This is a genomic window from Cupriavidus sp. FW306-1B-F12B (assembly GCF_058781795.1).
Window position 1 is genome coordinate 233,894 of sequence record NZ_JBYSXC010000006.1, and the last position, 20,623, is coordinate 254,516.

At 68.3% G+C, this 20,623-nt stretch carries 21 protein-coding genes and 1 tRNA gene; 19 read left to right on the forward strand and 3 right to left on the reverse strand.

The window, feature by feature from the left end; all coding sequences use genetic code 11:
- The first annotated feature begins 15 nt into the window (after positions 1-15).
- From AC3WLE_RS13040 to AC3WLE_RS13120, 17 genes are all read left to right on the forward strand, one after another.
- Entirely contained in the window at positions 16-777 is a 762-nt protein-coding gene (locus AC3WLE_RS13040) for a hypothetical protein (RefSeq protein WP_010809202.1), read from the forward strand.
- A gap of 1 nt (position 778) precedes the next feature.
- The gene (locus AC3WLE_RS13045) at positions 779-1,504 is read left to right on the forward strand and encodes a hypothetical protein (protein WP_492357349.1); all 726 of its coding nucleotides are present in this window, start codon (positions 779-781) and stop codon (positions 1,502-1,504) included.
- Between the two features lie 4 nt (positions 1,505-1,508).
- Entirely contained in the window at positions 1,509-1,682 is a 174-nt protein-coding gene (locus AC3WLE_RS13050) for a hypothetical protein (RefSeq protein ID WP_010809200.1), read from the forward strand.
- A gap of 42 nt (positions 1,683-1,724) precedes the next feature.
- The gene (gene cpaB, locus AC3WLE_RS13055; protein ID WP_058696948.1) at positions 1,725-2,756 is read left to right on the forward strand and encodes a Flp pilus assembly protein CpaB; all 1,032 of its coding nucleotides are present in this window, start codon (positions 1,725-1,727) and stop codon (positions 2,754-2,756) included.
- A gap of 172 nt (positions 2,757-2,928) precedes the next feature.
- Positions 2,929-4,353: a type II and III secretion system protein family protein gene (locus AC3WLE_RS13060; RefSeq protein WP_037024375.1), complete on the forward strand. Its 1,425-nt coding sequence runs from the start codon at positions 2,929-2,931 to the stop codon at positions 4,351-4,353.
- A 7-nt stretch (positions 4,354-4,360) separates the two neighbouring features.
- Positions 4,361-6,220 carry a TadA family conjugal transfer-associated ATPase gene (locus tag AC3WLE_RS13065; protein ID WP_492320961.1) on the forward strand — a complete coding sequence of 620 codons (1,860 nt, stop codon included), beginning with the start codon at positions 4,361-4,363 and terminating at the stop codon, positions 6,218-6,220.
- A gap of 9 nt (positions 6,221-6,229) precedes the next feature.
- Positions 6,230-7,078 carry a type II secretion system F family protein gene (locus tag AC3WLE_RS13070; protein WP_492311138.1) on the forward strand — a complete coding sequence of 283 codons (849 nt, stop codon included), beginning with the start codon at positions 6,230-6,232 and terminating at the stop codon, positions 7,076-7,078.
- A 12-nt stretch (positions 7,079-7,090) separates the two neighbouring features.
- Positions 7,091-7,972, forward strand: a complete 882-nt coding sequence (locus AC3WLE_RS13075) for a type II secretion system F family protein (protein WP_492320960.1) — start codon at positions 7,091-7,093, stop codon at positions 7,970-7,972.
- A complete protein-coding gene (locus tag AC3WLE_RS13080) occupies positions 7,969-8,334 on the forward strand; it encodes a DUF192 domain-containing protein (protein WP_492357348.1) in 366 nt (121 codons plus the stop codon). Before AC3WLE_RS13075 ends, AC3WLE_RS13080 begins: the two co-directional genes overlap by 4 nt.
- Positions 8,331-9,041, forward strand: coding sequence for a TadE family protein (locus AC3WLE_RS13085; RefSeq protein WP_492320958.1), 711 nt, complete (start codon positions 8,331-8,333; stop codon positions 9,039-9,041). The genes AC3WLE_RS13080 and AC3WLE_RS13085 overlap by 4 nt, the downstream gene beginning before the upstream one ends.
- Before the next feature lie 168 nt (positions 9,042-9,209).
- Positions 9,210-9,602, forward strand: coding sequence for a hypothetical protein (locus AC3WLE_RS13090; RefSeq protein WP_492352960.1), 393 nt, complete (start codon positions 9,210-9,212; stop codon positions 9,600-9,602).
- Positions 9,603-9,660: 58 nt separating this feature from the next.
- Entirely contained in the window at positions 9,661-11,031 is a 1,371-nt protein-coding gene (locus AC3WLE_RS13095) for an OmpA family protein (protein WP_492357347.1), read from the forward strand.
- Positions 11,031-11,774, forward strand: coding sequence for a lytic transglycosylase domain-containing protein (locus AC3WLE_RS13100; RefSeq protein WP_492320975.1), 744 nt, complete (start codon positions 11,031-11,033; stop codon positions 11,772-11,774). Before AC3WLE_RS13095 ends, AC3WLE_RS13100 begins: the two co-directional genes overlap by 1 nt.
- A gap of 16 nt (positions 11,775-11,790) precedes the next feature.
- Positions 11,791-12,132, forward strand: coding sequence for a hypothetical protein (locus AC3WLE_RS13105; RefSeq protein WP_492352958.1), 342 nt, complete (start codon positions 11,791-11,793; stop codon positions 12,130-12,132).
- Between the two features lie 41 nt (positions 12,133-12,173).
- Complete coding sequence (locus tag AC3WLE_RS13110; RefSeq protein WP_492320955.1) at positions 12,174-12,980, forward strand: hypothetical protein; 807 nt, start codon at positions 12,174-12,176, stop codon at positions 12,978-12,980.
- A 177-nt stretch (positions 12,981-13,157) separates the two neighbouring features.
- Positions 13,158-14,771, forward strand: coding sequence for a flagellar assembly protein A (locus AC3WLE_RS13115; protein ID WP_492357346.1), 1,614 nt, complete (start codon positions 13,158-13,160; stop codon positions 14,769-14,771).
- Between the two features lie 255 nt (positions 14,772-15,026).
- The gene (locus AC3WLE_RS13120; protein WP_013955963.1) at positions 15,027-15,182 is read left to right on the forward strand and encodes a hypothetical protein; all 156 of its coding nucleotides are present in this window, start codon (positions 15,027-15,029) and stop codon (positions 15,180-15,182) included.
- Positions 15,183-15,243: 61 nt separating this feature from the next.
- Here AC3WLE_RS13120 and AC3WLE_RS13125 read toward each other — a convergent pair whose 3' ends face one another.
- Positions 15,244-16,356: a CapA family protein gene (locus AC3WLE_RS13125; RefSeq protein WP_492320953.1), complete on the reverse strand. Its 1,113-nt coding sequence runs from the start codon at positions 16,354-16,356 to the stop codon at positions 15,244-15,246.
- A 245-nt stretch (positions 16,357-16,601) separates the two neighbouring features.
- On the opposite strand from AC3WLE_RS13125, the gene AC3WLE_RS13130 reads away from it, so the two are divergent.
- Both AC3WLE_RS13130 and ppk2 read left to right on the forward strand, forming a co-directional pair.
- Positions 16,602-17,990 carry an FAD-binding oxidoreductase gene (locus AC3WLE_RS13130; protein WP_492320952.1) on the forward strand — a complete coding sequence of 463 codons (1,389 nt, stop codon included), beginning with the start codon at positions 16,602-16,604 and terminating at the stop codon, positions 17,988-17,990.
- A gap of 130 nt (positions 17,991-18,120) precedes the next feature.
- Positions 18,121-19,038: a polyphosphate kinase 2 gene (gene ppk2 / locus AC3WLE_RS13135; RefSeq protein WP_436221104.1), complete on the forward strand. Its 918-nt coding sequence runs from the start codon at positions 18,121-18,123 to the stop codon at positions 19,036-19,038.
- 342 nt (positions 19,039-19,380) lie between these two features.
- On the opposite strand, the gene AC3WLE_RS13140 is transcribed toward ppk2, so the two are convergent.
- Positions 19,381-19,456, reverse strand: a tRNA-Thr gene (locus AC3WLE_RS13140).
- Positions 19,457-19,606: 150 nt separating this feature from the next.
- On the reverse strand, positions 19,607-20,623 hold the full coding sequence (locus tag AC3WLE_RS13145; RefSeq protein WP_492320951.1) for a class 1 fructose-bisphosphatase: 1,017 nt from the start codon (positions 20,621-20,623) through the stop codon (positions 19,607-19,609).

Here is a 20,623-nt window from a genome sequence, read left to right on the forward strand (position 1 = left end):
GCAGCCGGACAGGCAATGATCGAATTCGTGATCGCCGCGATGACGGTGCTTGGCGTGCTGTTTCTCGGCATGGCGATGCTGGGCAAGTTCAGCGACGTGCGCAACAAGGCGCTGATGGCCTCGCGCTATGCCGGCTGGGAGCGCACGGTCTGGACCGTCGACCCGGGCTGGCGCGCGTCGCACGGCAGCTTCGCCAGCAAGGGCGACGAAGAGATCCGCAGCGAATTCGTGCAGCGCGTACTGGGGCACGACCAGGCCGCGCTGGCGTCGAGCGACCGCACGGCGCGCCGCCTGCCCGGCGGCATGGCGCCGATGTGGAAAGACCATGCCGGCGTCGACATGCTGCGCAACTATGCCGACGTGACCCTGGGCAGCGGCGTCGACGAAACCCCGGCAGCCACGCTCAAGCCGATCACGGCTGCCATGGGTGCGGCCAACGCGGTCAGCGCCGGCTTCGACCTGGCCACGCGCAACCTCTACCGGGCCGAGGTGGGGTTGTCCGTCGCCGGCGACAACGCGGCCCTGCGCGCGCTGTGGCCGGGCTGGACCGGCTTCGGCATGCAGGACCACACCGTGCTGCTGACCAACGCCTGGACGCCCGAGGGGCGCAACGGCACGCTCGCCGTGATCAAGGAAGCGGTGCCTACCAGCAAGGGCGGCGTGATCGACACCGCGCTGACCGTCGGGCTGGCCGCCTTCGGGCCGGAAATCCTGAAACTGGACCTGGGCCGCATCCAGCCCGACGTGGTCCCCGCCGACCGCCTGGGGAGCCGCTGAGATGAGAGCCTGCATGCATGGCGTGCTGATGCGCTGCCTGGCCGCGCTGCTGCCGGCCGCGCTCGCCTGGTCCGCGGCGGCAGCGACCGCGACGGACTGCACGCGGCAGCCGGTTGCGCCTGCCAGGGCGCATGCGGTCGGCACCGACATGGTGGTCAACGGCCTGCCCACGCGGGTGCTGACGATGGAGTTCGCCGGCACCGCCGAAGCGGTCTCGGACGCGTGGCGCCAGTACTGGACGCGCGAAGGCGTGCCGGCGCGCGGGCAGCGCGCCGGCGGCCAGTACGTGCTGAGCGCGATCGACGGGCTTTGCCACTATGTGCTGTCGCTGGAGCCCAGGCCCGCGCCGGGCGGGCATGTGGCGGGCATCTTCTCGGTCAGCAAGCTGGCGCCGGTGGCGTCCGGCACCGGGCTGGGCGACCTGGGCCTGCCGCCCGGCGCCAAGGTCCTGTCGGATGTCCAGAGCACGGACCGCGGCCAGCGCGGGCGCACCCTGGTGGTCCGGCTGCCCGGCAACGCGCAGGCGGCGCGGCAGCGCGCCGCCGAGCGGCTGGCGGCGCAGGGCTGGAGTTCGGTGGTGCAGATGCCCGCGCCCGTGGCCGACGGTTCGGGCCGCATCGAGGGCCTCACGCTGGCCATGCAGCGGCAGCAGGAACGCATGGATGCCACCTTTGTCGACCGCGCCGGCCAGACCGACGCGGTGATCACCGTGGCACGGCCGGAGTAGCGCGATGGCAATCCGTAGCAGGCGCCAGCGCGGGCAGGCCGCGTTCGAATACATCGTCATCACGCTGCTGGTCGTTGCCGTGTTGGTCGCCGGCGGCGACAACTCGGTCATCAGCATGCTGGCCGCGGCGTTCAGGTCCTTCTTTCAGGCGTACAGCTTTTCCCTGTCACTTCCCTGACGCACCGCCACCAGGCGGCGTCTGGCCATTGCAAGCACATTCATGCTGAAGAAAATCAAGATTCATTCAATTATCGGGAATCCCTGGGTCGTCCTTGTCATCGCTGTGCTGGTCGCCGGCCTGCTGACACTGTGGATCTACCGCTTCCTGAGCGGGCGCGAAGCGGCACTGAAAGAGCAGCTGGCCGCACAGCTGAACGAGGGCCGCCGCGTGGCCGTCATGGTGCCGGTGCGCAATGCCGCGCCGGGCACGGTGATCGACGGCAATGGCTTCGCGGCGCGGGAGATTCCGGCCGACCTGGTCTACGAAGACATGATCCTGGCGAGCAGCTTCGACAAGGTGGCGAACCTGCGCCTGGTGCGCCAGGTGCGGCAGGGCCAGCCGGTGCGGCGTGCCGACGTGGAAGCGCTGCAGTCGCGCGATTTCTCCGACCTGCTCAAGCCCGGCAAGCGCGCCTTCACCATCGAGGTCGACATGGTCAACTCGACGGCCAAGATGCTCAAGCCTGGCAACCATGTCGACCTGTTCCTGATCAGCTCCACCTCGCCCACCGCGGCAGGCACCGACAAGCAGACCGCGCGGCTGCTGATGTCGGACATGCTGGTGCTGGCCACCGGCCAGGACGTGCGCCCGCGCGACTATGGCGAAGCCATGGCGGCGCAGGCCGCGGAAGGCGCGGAGGGCGTGGACACCAACCCGGATTACGACAGCCTCACGCTGATGGTGTCGCCCGAACAGGCGGCGCGGCTGGCGCTGGCGCAGAAGGTCGGCAGCCTGCGCGCGGTGCTGCGCAATGCGGCCGACAAGACCGCGACCCCGCAGATCGCGGTCAGCGAGCACGCGCTCTTCGCCGGTGGCGACGAAGCGGCCATCGAATACATCGTCGGTGGCCGTTCCGCGGGCGCCAACATGATCTCCAAGCTGCCTACCGCGCAGGACATCGGCAACGCCATTTCTTCGGCGCTGGCCAATGGCGGATCCATGGGCGGTTCCGCGGGCGGCATCGCCCAGGCCCAGCAGGGCGCCGTTGCCAACGCCGCCAACGCCATGGCGGGCCGGCCGGCCTCGCGTTGAGCGCGGCGGCCGCACGACATCGGATTATCCAGAACACCAACTGACGGAACACGCAATGGATGGGTCTTTCGCGCAGCGCGGCGGCATCGCCGGGCGCCTGCAGGCGGTCACGGTACACAGAGCACCGGACGGGAAAACGGGTAAGGGGGCGCGCCATGCGGTGCGCGGGGGTATGGCAGCACTGGCGGCAGCCGCGTTGGCCTCGGGAGCCTGGGCCGCCGAGCCCGTGACCACCGCGGCCCGCACAGGCGCGCAGCCGCCGTCGTACGAGCTGCCGGCGCGCTTTGGTGCGATCGAGCTGTTCAAGGGCGAGGTGCGCGCGCTCGAGGTGCCGGGCACCATCAAGCGCGTGGCCATCGGCAACGGCGCGCTGGTCAGCAGCACCGTGGTCGACGGCCGCCTGCTGCTGCTGGCAGAGGAGATCGGCACCACCAGCCTGATCGTCTGGAACGAGCGCGGCGTGGCCCTGCAGGGCAAGCTGCGCGTGGCGCCGGCCGATACCGCCGACGTGGCCCAGCGCCTGCGGGCGTCGCTGGGCAGCGTGCGCGGCCTGAAGATCGAGGTGGTCGGCCCCAGCGTGGTGCTGTCGGGCATCGTCGATCCGCAGATGGTGCCGCTGATCAAGACCGCCACCTCGGGCCTGGACAGCGTGGTCAACCTGGTGCGCGCCGACGAGGGCGACGCCCTGAAGAAGACCGTGCACTTCAAGGTGCACATCATGGAGATCACCCGGCGCGGCATGGAGAAGCTGGGCATTGCCTGGCAGCAGAGCTTCAACGGGCCGCAGATCGCGTTCGCGGGCAATCCGGTGCACACCGGGCGCTATCGCACGCTGCCGTCCACCGATGCGGCCACCTTCACCGATACCCCGAGCCAGGTTGCCGGCGCCGCCAGCGGTTTCTATCTCGGCATTGCCACGACCATCTTCTCGCGCATCAACCTGGCCATCTCCGATGGCGATGCCTACGTGCTCGCCGCGCCGGAGCTCAACAGCAAGAGCGGCGGGCTGGCCACCTTCCTGGCCGGCGGCGAAGTGCCGATTCCCAAGGCCGGCGCGTTCGGCACCACCGACGTCGACTACAAGCCGTACGGCATCAAGCTCAACATCCGCCCGGCGGTGAACGTCGACAACGTCATCTCGACCACGCTGGAAACCGAGATCAGCCAGATCGACCCGTCGGTATCGTTCGGCGGCTTCCCGGCGTTCCTGACGCGCCGCACCACCTCCGAGACCTCGATCCGCGCGGGCGAAACGCTGGCGATCTCGGGGCTGGTCAATGCCGACGCGTCCAAGGCCGTCGACAAGGTGCCGCTGCTGGGCAGCATTCCCATCCTCGGGCGATTGTTCCGTTCCGACGAATTCCGCAACAACAAGAGCGACCTGGTGATCTTTGTCACCCCGGTCGTCTATGACCCGGCCAGCCCGGAAAACGCCGCGCTGCTGCAGCGTGGTGCGGATGTCGATGCCAACTACCGCCACCGCTTCGGCGAGCCGAGCCCGCTGCCCGCTGCGAATGCCGTGCGCGAGCAGGAAGTGATGGAGCAGAAGCGGCCGCCGCTGCCGCCGCCCGGCGTCGACCCGATGAACGGAGGCTGATCCGGCCATGCTCAATATCCGCCTGCAGCAGCGCAATGGCAGCGCCGAGGTGATCCATGTGAAGGGGCCGGGCTGCACCATCGGCAAGGATCCCGGCTGCGACGTCGTCCTCAAGGGCCTGCTGATCGGCAAGGTCCACGCCCGCATCGAAGGACACAACGGCGGCTGGTATATCGAGGATCAGGGCGGCATTGCCTCGACGCTGATCAACGGCGACCCGATCACGCGCTATGGCCCGCTGGCCGCGGCCGACCAGATCGAGATCGGCGGCTTCGTGCTGTCGGTCGTGGCCGAGCCGGGGCGTGCGGGAGCGGGCGTGGCGGCGCAGCCATCGCCGCTGCAGCACCACGCCCAACCACCACAGGATGCCGTGGCGCCTCAACCGGCGGTGCCGGTGCCCATGCCTGTGCCGCCTCCGTCGCCGCCACGGGAGGCGGTGACCCTGTCGCCATCGCCCCAGGCAAGCGAGCCGGTGCCGCGCGAAGCCGTGCCCGCACCCAGGCCGCCGGCACCTGCGCCGAAGCCAGCGCCGGTGGCCGCCAAACCTGCGCCGGCGGCGCCGCTCGACGAGGCCTTGCGCGCGCCCATCAACTCGCCGCGCGGCGTGGAACTGCGCAAGCAGGCGCACCAGCGCCTGATCGCTGCGCTCGACCTGCGCCGCGTCAACGTCGCGCGCATGGCCGAGGACGAGCTATGCGAACTGGTCGGCTCGCTGCTCGACGACATCCTCAAGGAGAGCGTGTTCCGCAGTCAGGAGATCCCGCTGGACGCGCTCAAGCAGAGCGTCTTCGACGAAGTGATCGGGCTGGGTCCGCTCGAAGAGCTGCTGGACGATGACGCGGTCTCGGAAATCATGGTCAACTGCCATGACGAGATCTTTGTCGAGCGCGCCGGCAGGCTGACGCGTTCGCCGGTGATCTTTACCGACGACCGCGCCGTGCTGGGCGCCATCGAGCGCATCGTCGCGCCGCTGGGACGGCGCATCGATGAAAGCTCGCCGATGGTCGATGCGCGCCTGCCCGATGGCTCGCGCGTGAACGCGGTGATCCCGCCGCTCGCCCTCAAGGGGCCGAACATCACCATCCGGAAGTTCTCGCGCAAGAAGCTCAGGGGCGAAGACCTGGTCGGCTTCGGCTCGCTGTCGCCCGAGATGCTGGAGTTCCTGCGCACCGCCGTGGAGCGGCGCGCCAATATCGTGATCTCCGGCGGCACGGGCTCGGGCAAGACCACGCTGCTGAACGTGCTGTCTAGCTTCATCCCGGATGACGAACGCATCGTCACGGTCGAGGATGCTGCCGAACTGCAGCTGTCGCAGCCCAACCTGGTGTCGCTGGAGGCGCGGCCGCCCAATATGGAAGGCAAGGGCGCGGTGACGATCCGCGACCTGGTCAAGAACTGCCTGCGCATGCGCCCGGACCGCATCGTCGTCGGCGAATGCCGCGGCGGGGAAGCGCTGGACATGCTGCAGGCCATGAATACCGGCCATGACGGCTCGCTGACCACGGCCCACGCCAACTCGCCGCGGGACTGCCTGTCGCGTCTCGAGGTGATGACGCTGATGGCGGGGCTGGACCTGCCGGTGCAGGCCATTCGCGAACAGGTCTGCTCGGCGGTCGACGTGATCGTGCAGCAGACGCGCTTCTCCTGCGGTTCGCGCCGCGTGACGCATATCACCGAGGTCAGCGGCATGGAAACGGGCGTGGTGCAGCTGCAGGACGTGTTCATGTTCCGCGAGGAAGGCTACGGTGCCGACGGCAAGGTCAAGGGGCGCTATGTCGCCACCTCGTATATCCCGGATTTCTACCAGGACCTGATCCGTCGCGGCATCCAGGTCAATACGGGCATCTTCACCGCCCGCGACGAGTAAGGAGGCCATATGAACCTTGCCCTGGTGCTGTGCGGCGCCTTCCTGATGACTGTGCTGATTGCGTGGGCCGTGCTGTCGCAGGGCAAGCGCTGGTTCGTGCGGCACACGCAGACGCTGGCGACCGAGGTCGAGGCCTCGCTGGCCGATCTCTTCATCTTCATCAACATGCGGCAGGTGGCCGGCATCTCGGTGGTGGCGGTATTCGCGCTGCCGCTGCTGACCTGGCTGGTGTCGCAGAACGTGTTCTTCGCGATGCTCAGCATTCCGGTGAGCCTGCTGCTGCCGCGCGCGCTGGTGAAGAAGATGCAGCGCAAGCGCCTGATGGCCATCGAAGACCAGATGCCGGATGCGCTGCTGATGATGTCGAGCGCGCTGCGCGCCGGCGCCAGCTTCCCGATGGCGCTGGAAAGCGTGGTGGCCGAGTCGCGCCCGCCGATCTCGCAGGAGTTCGACCTGCTGATGCGCGAAGTCCGGCTTGGCGTGGACCTGATGGACGCGCTGCGCAATATGGAGAAACGCATCCCGGTGCCCGACTTCCTGATGGTGACCGCGGCCATCACGATCTCGCGCGAGGTGGGCGGCAACCTGGCCGAGACGCTGGAGTCGGTGGCGCGCACGCTGCGCGAGAAGCACCAGATGGAAGGCAAGATCCGCGCGCTGACCGCGCAGGGCAAGATGCAGGGCCTGGTGATGACGGGCTTGCCGCTGTTCCTGATCGTGGTGCTGAACCACATGGAGCCGGTGGCGATGGCGCCGCTGTTCAATTCGCCGATCGGCTGGGGCACGCTGTCCGTGATCGCGGTGATGGAGCTGCTTGGCTACAAGGCGATCAGCAAGATCACCCATATCGATGTCTGACCGGGGCCGACCATGATGCTTGTTGTTGCCTTCGCCCTCGCCGCCGGCCTGGTCGGCGTGCTCGCCGCCACCACCATGGCCATGCGCCGCCTCACCGTGGCCGTGCCCGACGAGGCGCGCGACTACCTCGACCCGCTGCCGCCGTCGCTGCGCGCGGTCTGGCCGGTGGTGCGCTTCTTCGACCACCATTTCGTCTGGATCACGCCGAAGTCGCTGCGCGCCGCGGTGGACGAGCAGTTGCGCCTGACGGGCATGTCGTTCCTGATGACGGCGCGCCAGTTCCTGTCGCTGTCGATCGTTTCGGCGCTGGCGTTCTGCCTGCTGGCGGGCATAGCCATGCTGGGGCTGGACGTGTTCTCGCCGCTGCTGTTGCTTGCCGCCGGCGCGCTGGGCTTCTTCTATCCGCGCATCTGGCTACGCGACGTGCGCAAGCGCAACCTGCTGCAGATCACGCGCCACCTGCCGGTGTTTCTGGATTTCCTGACACTGAGCGTGGAGGCCGGCCTGAACATCAACGGCGCACTGCTGCAGGCGGTGGAGAAGGGGCCTGAGGGCCCGCTGCGGCGCGAGTTCGAGCACGTGCTGCGCGACCTGAAGTCGGGCCTGAGCCGCGCCGATGCGCTGCGCCGCATGGATGACCGCCTGCGCGTGAAGGAGGTCACCAATTTCGTCGGTGCCGTGATCCAGGCGGAGCGCATGGGCTCGGGGCTGGCCGCCACGCTGCGCTTCCAGTCGGAGCAGCGGCGCACCGAGCGCTTCCAGCGCGCGGAGAAGCAGGCCATGGAAGCGCCGGTCAAGCTGATCTTTCCGCTGGTGGTGTTTATCTTCCCGGTCACCTTTATCGTGCTTGGCTTCCCGATCGTGATGAAATTCATGCAGGAAGGGCTGCTGTGAGGCAGGCGCGCCTCTACCTGCGGGCCAGCCACGGCACGCTCGACACCGGCGTGCGGGTGTCGGTGGCGGCCACTGCGCGCGAACGCATGACGGGGCTGCTCAGCCGCGATTCGATGGCACCGGACGAAGCCTTGCTGCTGTCTCCCTGCGGCGCCGTCCACACCTTTGGCATGCGCATGGCGATCGACGTGGTGTTTCTCGACAAGCGGCAGCGCGTGCTGGCGGTGCACCCGAGCGTGGGGCGCCAGCGCGTGCGTGCCCACTGGCGCGCGTGCCAGACGCTTGAGCTCGGCGCGGGGCGCGCGGCGGCATTGGGGATTGCGCCGGGCCAGACCCTGGAAATGCGGGAGGAGGGGCCATGACGCACCAGCAAAAGCACGCGGCGCGGCGCGGGGCACGGGGACAGTCCGCGGTGGAATTCCTGATCATCGCGCCGGCGCTGCTGCTGCTGTGCCTGGGCGTGATCCAGTTCGGGCTGCTGTACCAGGCCAAGGCCACGCTCGACCACGCCGCCTTGCAGGCCGCGCGCGAAGGCGCCGTCGACCACGGGCGGCTGGCCAGCATGCGCAAGGGGCTGGCGCTGGGGCTGACGCCGCTGTTCGTGCGCTCCGCCGACCGTACCGCGCATGCCACCGGCTATGCCAAGGCCCAGTTCGAAGCCCGCACCCAGGCCAGGATCGACGTGCTGAACCCGACGCCGGCGGCGCTGCAGGATTTCGGGCGAAGCGGCTACTACGCCGGCAAGACCACGCGGGAGATCCCCAACGACAGCCTGATGTACCGCGCCACCAGCGCGGGGCCGTCTTCTGGCGTCAATATCCAGGACGCCAACCTGCTGAAGATCCGGGTCACGTACTGCTATGAAATGTTCGTGCCGTTTGCCGACCGCACCATCTACTCGCTGGTCAACGGCATCCGGAATTTTGTTGCAACCGGTTCGTACGGCGGCATGGAGGTCCCGACCACGCCCAATTTCTGCACCGGACGGGCCACGCTGGCGTCGGAATGGCGCATCCCGCTCGAGTCCGAGGCGATCGTGCGGATGCAATCGCCGTATCGCGGCAACTGATGCTTCCGCAGCCGCCGTTTTTGTAAGTATTTGTGAAAATTTGCCGGGATAGGCCCGAAGACACCGATGCCAGAATCGACAAGGTCGACAAAATTGCCGAAGCGGGGTTGTTTGGCGTTGCTGTTGTTGTGTAACCTCGGGTTCGTGCCGCGACCGGCGCTGGCGGCGATGGAGGTTTCTCGCTCCGAAGGCGTGCAGATCATCACCACGCGGCGTGCGCCGCCGGCGGTGAGCGGCGCCGTGCCGGCGTCGGCAGCGCGGGCTCCGGCGGCTTCCGCGCCCCAGGCAGCGGCACCGTCCGCACGCGGCAACGCGCCCGACCAGGCGCAGGCCGCCGTCGCGGGCGCCGCGCAGGCGGCGATTCCGAGCGTGGCGGCCAGCGATGAGCGCGAGCTGGTCAAGCGTGCGCTGGCCGAAGAGCAGCGCGGCATGAACGAGGCGATCGCGAACTACGCGCGCGCCAGCAAGGCCGGAGCCAGCCCGGAAACACTGGCGCCGCTGGAGCGCGAAGTCCGCGCGCGGCTGCAGAAGATCGACATGCTGATGCGCGCCCCGCATTGAGGCGCGCACCGGACCGGCCGGCATCACAAAAAGAAGAAGGGGAAGTACCTTGAAGGGAATGACGTTTGGACTGACGACCCGCAAGGCCGCTATCGGCCTGGGCGTCGTGGCCCTGCTGGCCTTGGCGGGCTGCAAGAAGAAGCCTGCTGACAGCGCCGCTGCGCAAGGCGATGCGCAGCCCGCGCCTGCAGCGGCATCGGCCCAGCCCGTGGCAACGGCGCCGGCAACGCCCGCGCAAACCAACGTTGCCGGCCTGTGGTCCGGCGCGTTCGTGGTCAACCGCGACAAGGAAGACCGCTCGTGGTATCCGCTGCTCAATGAGATTCCGGACCATGCCGGCTTTATGCGCAACGGCAGCCGGCAGGAGCTGGTGATTGCGCTGGCGCAGGCCTCGTCCGTCGACGTGCTGCGCTTCCGCGGCCTGTCCGATGCCGGGGCGCGCAGCAATGCGCGCCATGCCCGCGTCGAAGCCTCGGCCGGCGGCACGCAAGGCCCCTGGACCGTGATCTACGATGCGGACCTGCCGGGGCAGGACGGCTACGATACCCGCGTGCCGCTGGCCCAGCCCGTCAAGGCCGGGGCCCTGCGCCTGACGCTTACCGGCAACCGCTGGCCGGGCGACCAGGACGAGGGCCAGATCGGCCTGCAGCAGTTCATGGCCTACGGCAAGCCCGAGGCCGTGGCCGACAAGGTGCGCCAGGTGGGCGGCATCTACCAGTTCCCGGTGGAATTCGGTTCGTCCGGCTACGTGCTGCTGCACCAGGACGGCGCTGCGGTGGAAGGCTGCTACGTGGAAGGCGACTACAGCAACAAGCAGATGAAGATCACGCAGGTGCTGGGAACGATTTCCGGCGGGCTGGAAAATGGCGCCCTGCTGGCTTTCCGGCGCACCACCGAGGGCGCGCCTGAGAAGGGCGCCATGGCCTTCAGCCCGGACGGCAGCCATGCCTACGCGGCGCTGGTGAAGGGCGATGCCCGCACCTTCGACAGCGTGCGCGAGGCCGGCGGCTGGCGCCTGGCGGACACGGCGCCGCCGTGCTTCCCGAAGGCCGAGGCAGCCCCCGATCCCATCGGCCAGGCGCTGGAAGGCGCGGGCCGCGTGCAGCTCTACGGCGTCAACTTCGAAACCGATTCCGATGTGCTGAGCGCGGCGGCCCGGCCGCTGCTGGACCGTGCCGCCAAGGCGGTGCTGGCGCACCCCGACTGGCGCCTGCGCGTCGAGGGGCATACCGACAGCACCGGCGGCGACGTGCGCAACCAGCCGCTGTCCGAGCGCCGCGCCGCCGCCGTCAAGCGCTACCTGGAAAGCGCTGGCGTGCCCGCCGACCGCCTCGATGCCAAGGGCTATGGCGCCACCCATGCGCTGATGCCCAACGACACGCCGTTCGGCCGCGCGCAGAACCGCCGCGTGGAGCTGGCCAAGCAGTGATGCCTGCGCTTGTGGCCGCGCCGGCGCGCGGTGTGGTGGCGGCAATGCTGCTGGCGGGCGCGGTGCCGGCCGGCGCCGAGATCGTGATGCATGCCGACCGCGGCAGCGGCGTGACCTTCCTCACGTCGCGCAGCGCCGCGCCGGCACGGCTGGCGTCCACCGCGGCGCCCGCGGCATTGCCAGCGCGGGCGTTTATCGGGCTGCCAACGCTGGCGGCGGCAAAGGCCGCGGTCGTCAGCGCCAAGTCCCCACCCTCTGAGCTGGTTGCCCTCGCGCACCGCGCGGCGCAGGCCGCGGCGGTGGACCCGCATCTGCTGATGGCCATGGTGGAGGTGGAGTCGGGCTGGAACCCGCAAGCCACCTCCGTCAAGGGCGCCATCGGCCTGACGCAGCTGATGCCGGCCACGGCTCGCATGCTGGGCGTGACCGATGCCTATGATCCAGCCCAGAACCTGCAGGCCGGTGCGTCCTACCTGGGCGGCCTGCTGTCGCGCTTCAACGGCGACACCAGCCTGGCCCTGGCCGCCTACAACGCGGGCGAAGGCGCGGTGCTGCGCCACGGGTCGCGCATCCCTCCGTTTGCCGAGACCCAGGCCTACGTGCCGCAGGTGCTGGGCCGCTATGCGCGCTTGCGCGGCGGCCAGGACGGCAGCACCGCGGCGCCCTTGCGCCAGCCGGCGTCGCCGGCGCAGCACGGCGGCCTTGCCATTGTCTCGTATCAGAACCCCCCGCCTCCGCGGTGAAGAAAAAGGAGAAGTCATGAAGTCGTACTGGATTCCGCGTGCCTGCCTGCCGGTCATGCTGGCGCTGGCTGCTGCCGGCTGTGGCAAGGAAGAAGGGCGTTCCGCCGCGGCCAGCGATGCCTTGCCGAAGGCTTGCCAGGAAGCCGAGGCCGCGCAGCGCGCCTGCACCGAGAACATGGCGGCCAAGCTCGACAAGTCGGGGCAGGCCGCGGCCGCCCAGACCCTGCGCGACGGGCTGCCCGGCGAGCTGGAATCGATCCGCACGCGCTGGGCCGGCGTCTCCGACAAGGATGGCCTGGCGCAGTCCTGTGCGACGGTGCGCGACAGCTTCCGCGACATGCCGCAATGCAAGGACTGACTGCCGGTGCTTTGCTGAACTGACCAATGGAGAGGCGACAGATGCCGAAGAATTCCGACCGCGCTGGCGCGCGTCAATCCCTGGACCGCCGCACGGCGCTTGGCGCAAGCGTGGCCCTCGCTGCGCTGCTGCTGCCGGCAGCCGCAGCGGCCGGCGTCTGCGATGCGCCGTGGATGCACGACGGCGGCGAGATCCGCATGACCATGCAGGGCGGTGCGCCGGGCACGGCGACCATGTCCGTGTCCGGCGTGCGCAAGTCGGGCAAGGGCCAGTGCAATGCCAATATCAGCGTCGTGTCGAAGGTGGCCGCGGCCGGCTCGGGCAACGAGACGCGGCTGGACTACACCATGGCGGTGATCGAAGACCGCCTGACCATCTCGCGCGGCGGCGCGCCGGGCAAGGTCGAGGGCAAGAGCGCCGCCGGCACGGCATCAGGCATGCTCGACAGCAGCGCGGTCGGCACGCTGGCCTACGGCGGCGTCATTGAAGCGGAAGGGCAGCGGCTGCCGGGCGAGTCGCAGACGGTGCGCATGGACCTGCAGATGACCGCCGCCGGCCAGAGCGCCGGCCAGGCCAGGATCCCGTCCGCCAAGGTCACCATCGGCGGCAAGGTCGTCGGCAAGCGCGCGACCATCCCCACCCGCCTCGGCCAGAAATCCTGCTGGCCGGTCCGCTACGAGCGCAGCACGACCATGGCGCCGGTCACGGTGGCGGGCCACACCGTGTCGGTGCCGCCGGCGAGCGCCAGCGTTACGGACTGGTACTGCCCCGACATGGGCCTGGTCATGAAGCAGGAGGTCGTGCAGAGCGGCCAGACCGGTACCATCGAGGTGGTCTCGGTCAAATAGCCCGGACATCGTCCGGATCGTCCCCCCAGGCGCTTGTCCACGAAGGCGATGGCAGCCCCGCCGACGCGGCAAGGTGTGCGCTAAAGTTCTCTGCGCTGCTGCCGTTGGTTTATGGATCGATAACAAGCGGAGCGCCGGCACCCGCCGCGCGGCTGCACAAGACGATTCAGGGGACGCATGACGCATGAGTCGGGTTTGCGCCTGGAGCTTGCCGAGCCAGGCGAGCAGGTGCATGCGCGCTACACGCCGCAGCCAGGCAGGCTGCCGCCGGACCAGGCCAGCCTGCGCCAATGCCTGGACAGCCTGGGCTGGGCCGGGGCGCGGCTGGATGCGCGCGCGATGGCGCAGTTCCTGGCGCAATGCCAGCGCGCCGAGCATGAGATCGATGCCACCATCGGTGCGCTGATCGACGGCGCGTTCGAGCTCGACATCACCGCCGACGGCCTGGCAGTGCGGCTGACGCTGCTGCCAGCCGAAGGCGGCCGCCCGGTCGGCGCCGAGGACATCCGCCGTGCCGCGGCGGCGCGCGGCGTGGTGGCGCCGATCCAGACCCTGGCACTGGACGCCGCGCTGGCCGAAGGCCGTTGCGAGCTGCGCACCATTGCCGCCGGCGTCGCGCCGCGCCAGGGTGAGCCGGCGCGCTTCATCAACCTGCTCGAACCGCGCAAGCCGGCGCAGCCTGACGACGAGGCCGGCAAGGTCGACCTGCGCGACCTGGGCAATCTGCTGCTGGTCAGCCCCGGCACGCCGCTGATGCGGCGCGTTCCGGCGGTGCGCGGCAATGACGGCGTCGACGTATTTGGCAAGCCCGTCGCCGCCGATCCGGTCGATGATCCGCCCTTTGCCGAAGGCCTGACCGGCGCTGCCGCCGATGCCGACGATGCGGAGCTGCTGCGCGCGGTGATCGCCGGATCGCCGGTGGTTGGCGTGCACGGCATCTCGGTCAGCCCCGTGGTGCAGGTGGAGTCGGTCGACCTGCACTCGGGCAACGTGGCGTTCGACGGCACGCTGCGCGTGTCGGGCGACATCCGCACCGGCATGTCGGTCAACGTCAGCGGCGACGTGGTGGTCGAGGGCACCATCGAAGCCGCCAATGTCGAGGCCGGCGGCAATGTCATCGTCAAGGGCGGCATCATCGGCAAGGCCGACACCGGCCGCGCCGAAGGCGGCATCAGCCGCGCCAGCGTGCGCTGCAAGGGCGCGGTGAAGGCGCGCTTTATCGAGAACGCCGTGGTCGAGGCCGGCACCGAGGTCAACGTCGAAAGCGGCATCCGGCAGAGCGATGTTGCTGCCGGCGAGCGCATCGTGGTGGGCGGCACCGGCGCGCAGGGCAGCATCAGCGGCGGCCGCAGCCGTGCCTTGCTGGCGGTGCGCGCCCCGGTGCTGGGCGCACCGGCCGGCACCGCCACCAGCATCCAGGTCGGCCTGAATCCATTTGCCGACGCACAGCGCACCGCGCTGGAAGCCGAGCGCCGCCGCATGCTGGCAGAGCAGAACAAGGTCAGGCAGCTGGTGGATTTCTTTGCCAAGCATCCCGAGAAGGCCGTGGGCGACCTGCGCGAACAGGCACGCGCGACACTGTTCAAGCTGTCGCGCGACCTGTTCGAGCTGGAGGCCCGCCTGGCCGAGCTGGGGCAGCAGATGCAGCCGGCCGCCGAGGCCGTGATCGACGCCGCGCGCCGCATCCATGGCGGCGTCACGCTGCAGGTAGGCAGCCGCGTGCTCAAAGTGATGGAAGACAAGCCTGGCGGCCAGATCCGCCTGGTCGACGACCGCATCGCTGTCAGCTGAACGCGCGCTGTTATCCGCGGGGATTTGTACTATGCTGCAGTTATGTCCTGGGGTGCCGCAGGATGGGCGAGTGAGCTAGAGTCGGGCAGTGAATGAAGAAGCGGATCAGCACTCTGCGGAAGCGTTACACGGAACCAACTCACGTGGCACTGGAATAACCGGAAGGCCAGCCATCAAGGCTGGCCTTTCTGCTTTCCGGGACGGCTGCCGGGCGAACTACACTGAAGGTGCAACCATTATCCAAAGGAGGTTGCGATGGCCGCCACCTTGATTACCGCGCTGGTCCTGATCGCCCTTGTTGCGTGCGCCGCATTTACCATCTGGATGTTGCGGGAAAAGAACCCGACGCTGCTGCAGCAGCAGGAGCAGTCGGTGCGCACCTGGTTTGACCACATGATCCATCGCCACTGACGCGTGGCGATTGGCTTTCGGGCAGCCCGCCGCAACGGCGGGCTTTTTCATGGGCTGAGGCTCAAGCCGCCCACAAGCGCAGTTCGTGCAAGCCGCTGCGCTCCACCCGGGTGCCGAGTGCCCGTCCCTCGTCTTCGAACATGGCCTGCAGCCACGCCATATCCACTTCGCGCGCATAGGCCAGCCGGAAATGGCTGCGCCGCAACGGCACCAGCCGCAGGTCGGCGCTGCCGCCGGCATCGAAGCTGACAAAGACCATCAGCGCCAGGTCCGGCCGGTAAGCGTCGTAGCCGCCGATGCCTTCGTAGTCGTTGATGAAATCGCCGCAGCCGTACAGGATCGGCTTGCCGGCATGCAGCTCAATCCCGAGCGGATGATGCGAGGAATGCCCGTGCACGATGTCGATTTCGCCGCCCTCCACCAGCGCGCGGGCGAAGGCGCGTTGCGCGGGGTCGATGTGGTAGCCCCAGTTCGGGCCCCAGTGGATCGATACCACCACGATGTCGCCGGCACGCCTGAACTTGCGCACCTGCGCGGCAATGCGTTCGCGCGATGCCACCGACCAGTCTTCCAGCAGGTTCACGCCGGAATGTCCGGCGCTGGCGCGCCAGGCCGCGGGGGTGCCGGCATTTTCCATGGCGAGGGCCAGCACCAGCACGCGGCCGCCGCCGGGCCGCTGCAGCAGTGCGGCGTGCGCCGCGCTTGCCTCGTCGGGGCCGGCGCCGGCATGCGCGATATGCGCGCCGTCCAGCGCTGCCAGCGTATCCGTCAGGCCCGCGCGTCCCCAGTCCATCACATGGTTGTTGGCCAGCACTGCGCAGTCGATGCCGGCGGCCTGCAGGCAGGCGACATTGTCCGGATGCATGCGATAGTGCACCGCCTTGCCGGGCCAGACATCGTCGCTGGTGGTGACGGCGGTTTCCAGGTTGACGATGCGCGGCCGCGCAGCGCGGCTTTCCAGTTCCGCCAGGGCATCGCCCCAGGGGTACTCCGGCGCGGCGGGGCGTGCGATCGGGCCGGCCTTGTGCTCGGCCAGGCGCACGTAGTCGAGCGCCGAATGCACATACGATTCATGCAGCAGCGGCTGGCTGGGATGCGCGAGGATCTGGTCGATGCCGCGCCCGGTCATCACGTCGCCGCACAAGAACAGGGGAGGGTGGCTGGCTGTGTTCATGGTGCAGACGGACGGCGCGAGGGCGCCGTCCCGGCTGTTCATTCATGATAGGCCGGCAGGGTGGCGGGGCGGCATGAACGCGTTGCGGCACTTGCCATGGGGATTGTGCGCGTGGGGCCAAAGGCCCATTTACATTCAAGCGGTGACTGCCTTAAATGATCTAGTCATCGGTCCTCGTGGCCATTTCCCTGCACCCAGACGCCGCGCGCCGTCCGATGTTTCCAACCAGCATCGGGAGGCACACTATGGCCCAGCCATCGCAGGAACACATTGAGGCACTCAAGGCGCAGCTGCGCGGGCGCCTGCTGCAGCCCGACGACAGCGGCTACGACGAAGCGCGCCGCATCTGGAACGCGATGATCGACCGCCGTCCGCCACTGATCGTGCAGGCCGCGGGCGCTGCCGACGTGATCGCCGCGGTCAACTTCGCGCGCGACCATGGCGTGCTGCTGTCGATACGCGGCGGCGGCCACAATATCGGCGGGCTGGCGATCTGCGAGGACGGCATGGTGCTGGACCTGTCGCAGATGAAATCCGTACGCATCGATCCCCACGCGCAACGCGGCTATGTGGAGCCCGGCGCCACGCTGCGCGATTTCGACCACGAGGCGCAGGCCTTTGGCCTCGCCACGCCACTGGGCATCAACTCCACCACCGGCGTGGCCGGGCTGACGCTCGGCGGCGGCTTCGGCTGGCTCAGCCGCAAGTTCGGCACCACCGTCGACAACCTGGTGGCGGCACAGGTCGTGACCGCCGACGGCAAGCTGGTGCGCGCCAGCGCCGGCGAGAACGCCGACCTGTTCTGGGCGCTGCGCGGCGGCGGCGGCAACTTCGGCGTGGTGACGATGTTCGAGTTCCGGCTGCACCCGGTCGGCCCCGAGATCTATGGCGGGCTGATCGTCTATCCGCTGGAACAGGCCGCCGCGGTGTTGCCGGCCTACCGTGAACTGTTCAAGTCGATGCCTGACGAGCTGACCGTCTGGGTGGTGCTGCGCCAGGCGCCGCCGCTGCCGTTCCTGCCGCCCGAGACGCACGGCAAGCCGGTCGCGGCACTGGCGATCTGCTATATCGGCCCGCCTGACAAAGGCCCCGAACTGGTCGAGCCGTTGCGCAAGCTCGGCACACCCTATGGCGAGCATCTCGGCCCGATGCCGCTCACGGCATGGCAGCAGGCGTTCGATCCATTGCTGACACCGGGCGCGCGCAACTACTGGAAATCGCACAACTTCGCCGGGCTGGACGACGGCCTGATCACGATGCTGATCGAACAGATCGGCAAACTGCCCTCGCCGCAATGCGAGGTCTTTATCGGCGCCATGGGCGGGCAGACCAACCGCGTCGCGCCCGATGCCACCGCCTACGCCAGCCGCGACGCCAACTTCATCATGAACCTGCACGGGCGCTGGGACGCGCCCACTGACGACGACAAGTGCATCAGCTGGGCCCGTGAAGTGTTCCGCGCGGCAGCGCCCTTCGCGCTGGGCAGCGTCTATGTGAACTTCCTGACGCAGGAAGAAACCGACCGCATCGGCGCGGCCTACGGGCCCAACTACGACCGGCTGGTCGAGGTGAAGCGGCGCTATGACCCGGGCAACCTGTTCCGCCACAACCACAACATCAATCCGGCGGCGTAACTGGCGTAATCTGCAGGGGCAGGCAGGAAGGCGGGGCAGGGCGGTTGGCCTGCCCCGCTTTCACGCGGCTGCAATACCGGCATGCGAGTATCGGCGCGACCGCGTTGTATCCACAGGGAGAGCAGATCAGATGAGACCGGGCGAAGCAGAATTGGTGCGGCGCATCCACAATGAGGTGGCCGACTACTACGACGAAGAGATCGAACTGGAACTGGACGACCGCGAAGCCAGCGAGGCCTTCGGCGATCCGGTGCACCTGGACGACGAGGCCGAGCAGGACAGCCGCCGCCACTATTTCCGCGAGCTGTTCCGCCTGCAGGGCGAACTGGTGCGGCTGCAGAGCTGGGTGGCAGCCACCGGACACAAGATCGTCATCATCTTCGAAGGACGCGACGCCGCCGGCAAGGGCGGCGTGATCAAGCGCATCACGCAGCGCCTGAACCCGCGCGTCTGCCGCGTGGCGGCGCTGCCAGCGCCCAACGACCGCGAACGCACCCAGTGGTACTTCCAGCGCTACGTGGCGCACTTGCCCGCCGCCGGCGAGATCGTGCTGTTCGACCGCAGCTGGTACAACCGCGCCGGCGTCGAGCGCGTGATGGGCTTCTGCTCCGACGACCAGTACGAAGAGTTCTTCCGCTCAGTGCCCGAGTTCGAAAAGATGCTGGTGCGCTCCGGCATCCAGGTGATCAAGTACTGGTTCTCGATCACGCACGACGAACAGCGCCTGCGCTTCCTCAGCCGCATCCACGATCCGCTCAAGCAGTGGAAGCTGAGCCCGATGGACCTGGAATCGCAGCGCCGCTGGGAGGACTACACCAAGGCCAAGGAAATCATGCTCGAGCGCACGCATATTGCCGAGGCGCCGTGGTGGGTGGTGCAGGCCGACGACAAGAAGCGCGCACGGCTGAACTGCATCCATCACCTGCTGAGCCAGGTGCCCTATGCGGAAGTGGAGGCGCCCAGCGTGGTGCTGCCGGGGCGCGAACGGCATGAGGACTATGTGCGGCAACCGGTGCCGAAGGAGATGATCGTTCCGGATGTGTATTGAGGGAACAGACCCTAGGGTTTGCACGGGTGCGCCATCGTCCCCCTGGGGTAGGCGGCTACCTATAATGAAAACAGCCGCCTGTAAATCCAAGGGTGGCCGTTATCGTGGAACTGCTAGTTTTTTGGGCGGCCATGCTTGCTGCCTACCTCCTGATGAAGCGTGCCGGCTGCTTCAGCCAGCCGGTGCTTTATCCCGACTTCGATCATCCCTTCCGCTACTGGTGGGCGCACCGGCTGGGGCGCCCGCTGCCACCGCCGGCTTTGCCCGATCACAGGCAACAAAAAACCCGGAGAGCGTGACGCTGTCCGGGTTGGCTTGTGTGGGCGATGCCCTGGAATTCTGTGGTGCCGAAGAGAGGAATCGAACCCCCGACCTTCTCATTACGAATGAGCTGCTCTACCGACTGAGCTACTTCGGCAACATGTTCCGGTGAACTGGAACAGCCCGCAATAATAGCAGCGTTTTTCCGCCCTGTGAACCCCTTTTGTGTCGCCCGTGCCATCCGGCCGGGGCCGAAAGAAAACGGGGCGCCACCTGGGCGCCCCGTGCTATTGCCGCGCGGCCGGAATCAGGCCTTGCCTTCGGCTTCCAGGTGGTAGCGCGTGACGCGTTCCACTTCGTTCTTGGAGCCCAGGATCACGGAGACGCGCTGGTGCAGCTTTTCGGGCTGCACGTCCATGATGCGCTGGTGGCCGTTGGTGGCGGCGCCGCCGGCCTGCTCGACCAGCATCGCCATCGGGTTGGCTTCGTACATCAGGCGCAGCTTGCCCGGCTTTTCCGGCTCGCGCTGGTCCCACGGGTACATGAAGATCCCGCCGCGGGTCAGGATGCGGTGCACGTCGGCGACCATCGAGGCGACCCAGCGCATGTTGAAGTTCTTGCCGCGCGGGCCTTCTTCGCCGGCCAGGCATTCGTCGATGTAGCGGCGCACGGGCGGGGCCCAGTGGCGCATGTTCGACATGTTGATGGCGAATTCCTTGGTGTCGTCCGGGATCGTCACATTGGAGTGCGTCAGCACGAAGCTGCCTGCCTCGCGGTCGAGCGTGAACATGTGCACGCCGTTGCCGACGGTCAGCACCAGGGTGGTCTGCGGGCCGTAGACGGCGTAGCCGGCGGCGACCTGGTGGGTGCCGGGCTGCATGAAGTCGGCCTCGGTCACGGTCTGGCCCGGCTTGGGCATGTGCAGCACCGAGAAGATGGTGCCGATCGAGACGTTGACGTCAATGTTCGACGAGCCGTCCAGCGGGTCGAACATCAGCAGGTATTCGCCCTTCGGGTAGCGGTTGGGAATCTCGTAGAACGATTCCATTTCTTCCGACGCCATCGCGGCGAGGTGGCCGCCCCATTCATTGGCGTCGAGCAGCACTTCATTGGCGATCACGTCCAGCTTCTGCTGGGTTTCGCCCTGGACGTTGCCGGTGCCGGCCGAGCCCAGCACGCCGGCGAGGGCGCCCTTGCTGACGGCGTTGGAAATGGCCTTGCAGGCGCGCGCGACCACTTCGATCAGCAGCCGCAGTTCGGGCTGGATCGTGTTGTGCTTGCGCTGCTCCTCGACCAGGTAGCGGGTGAGGCTGATGCGAGTCAT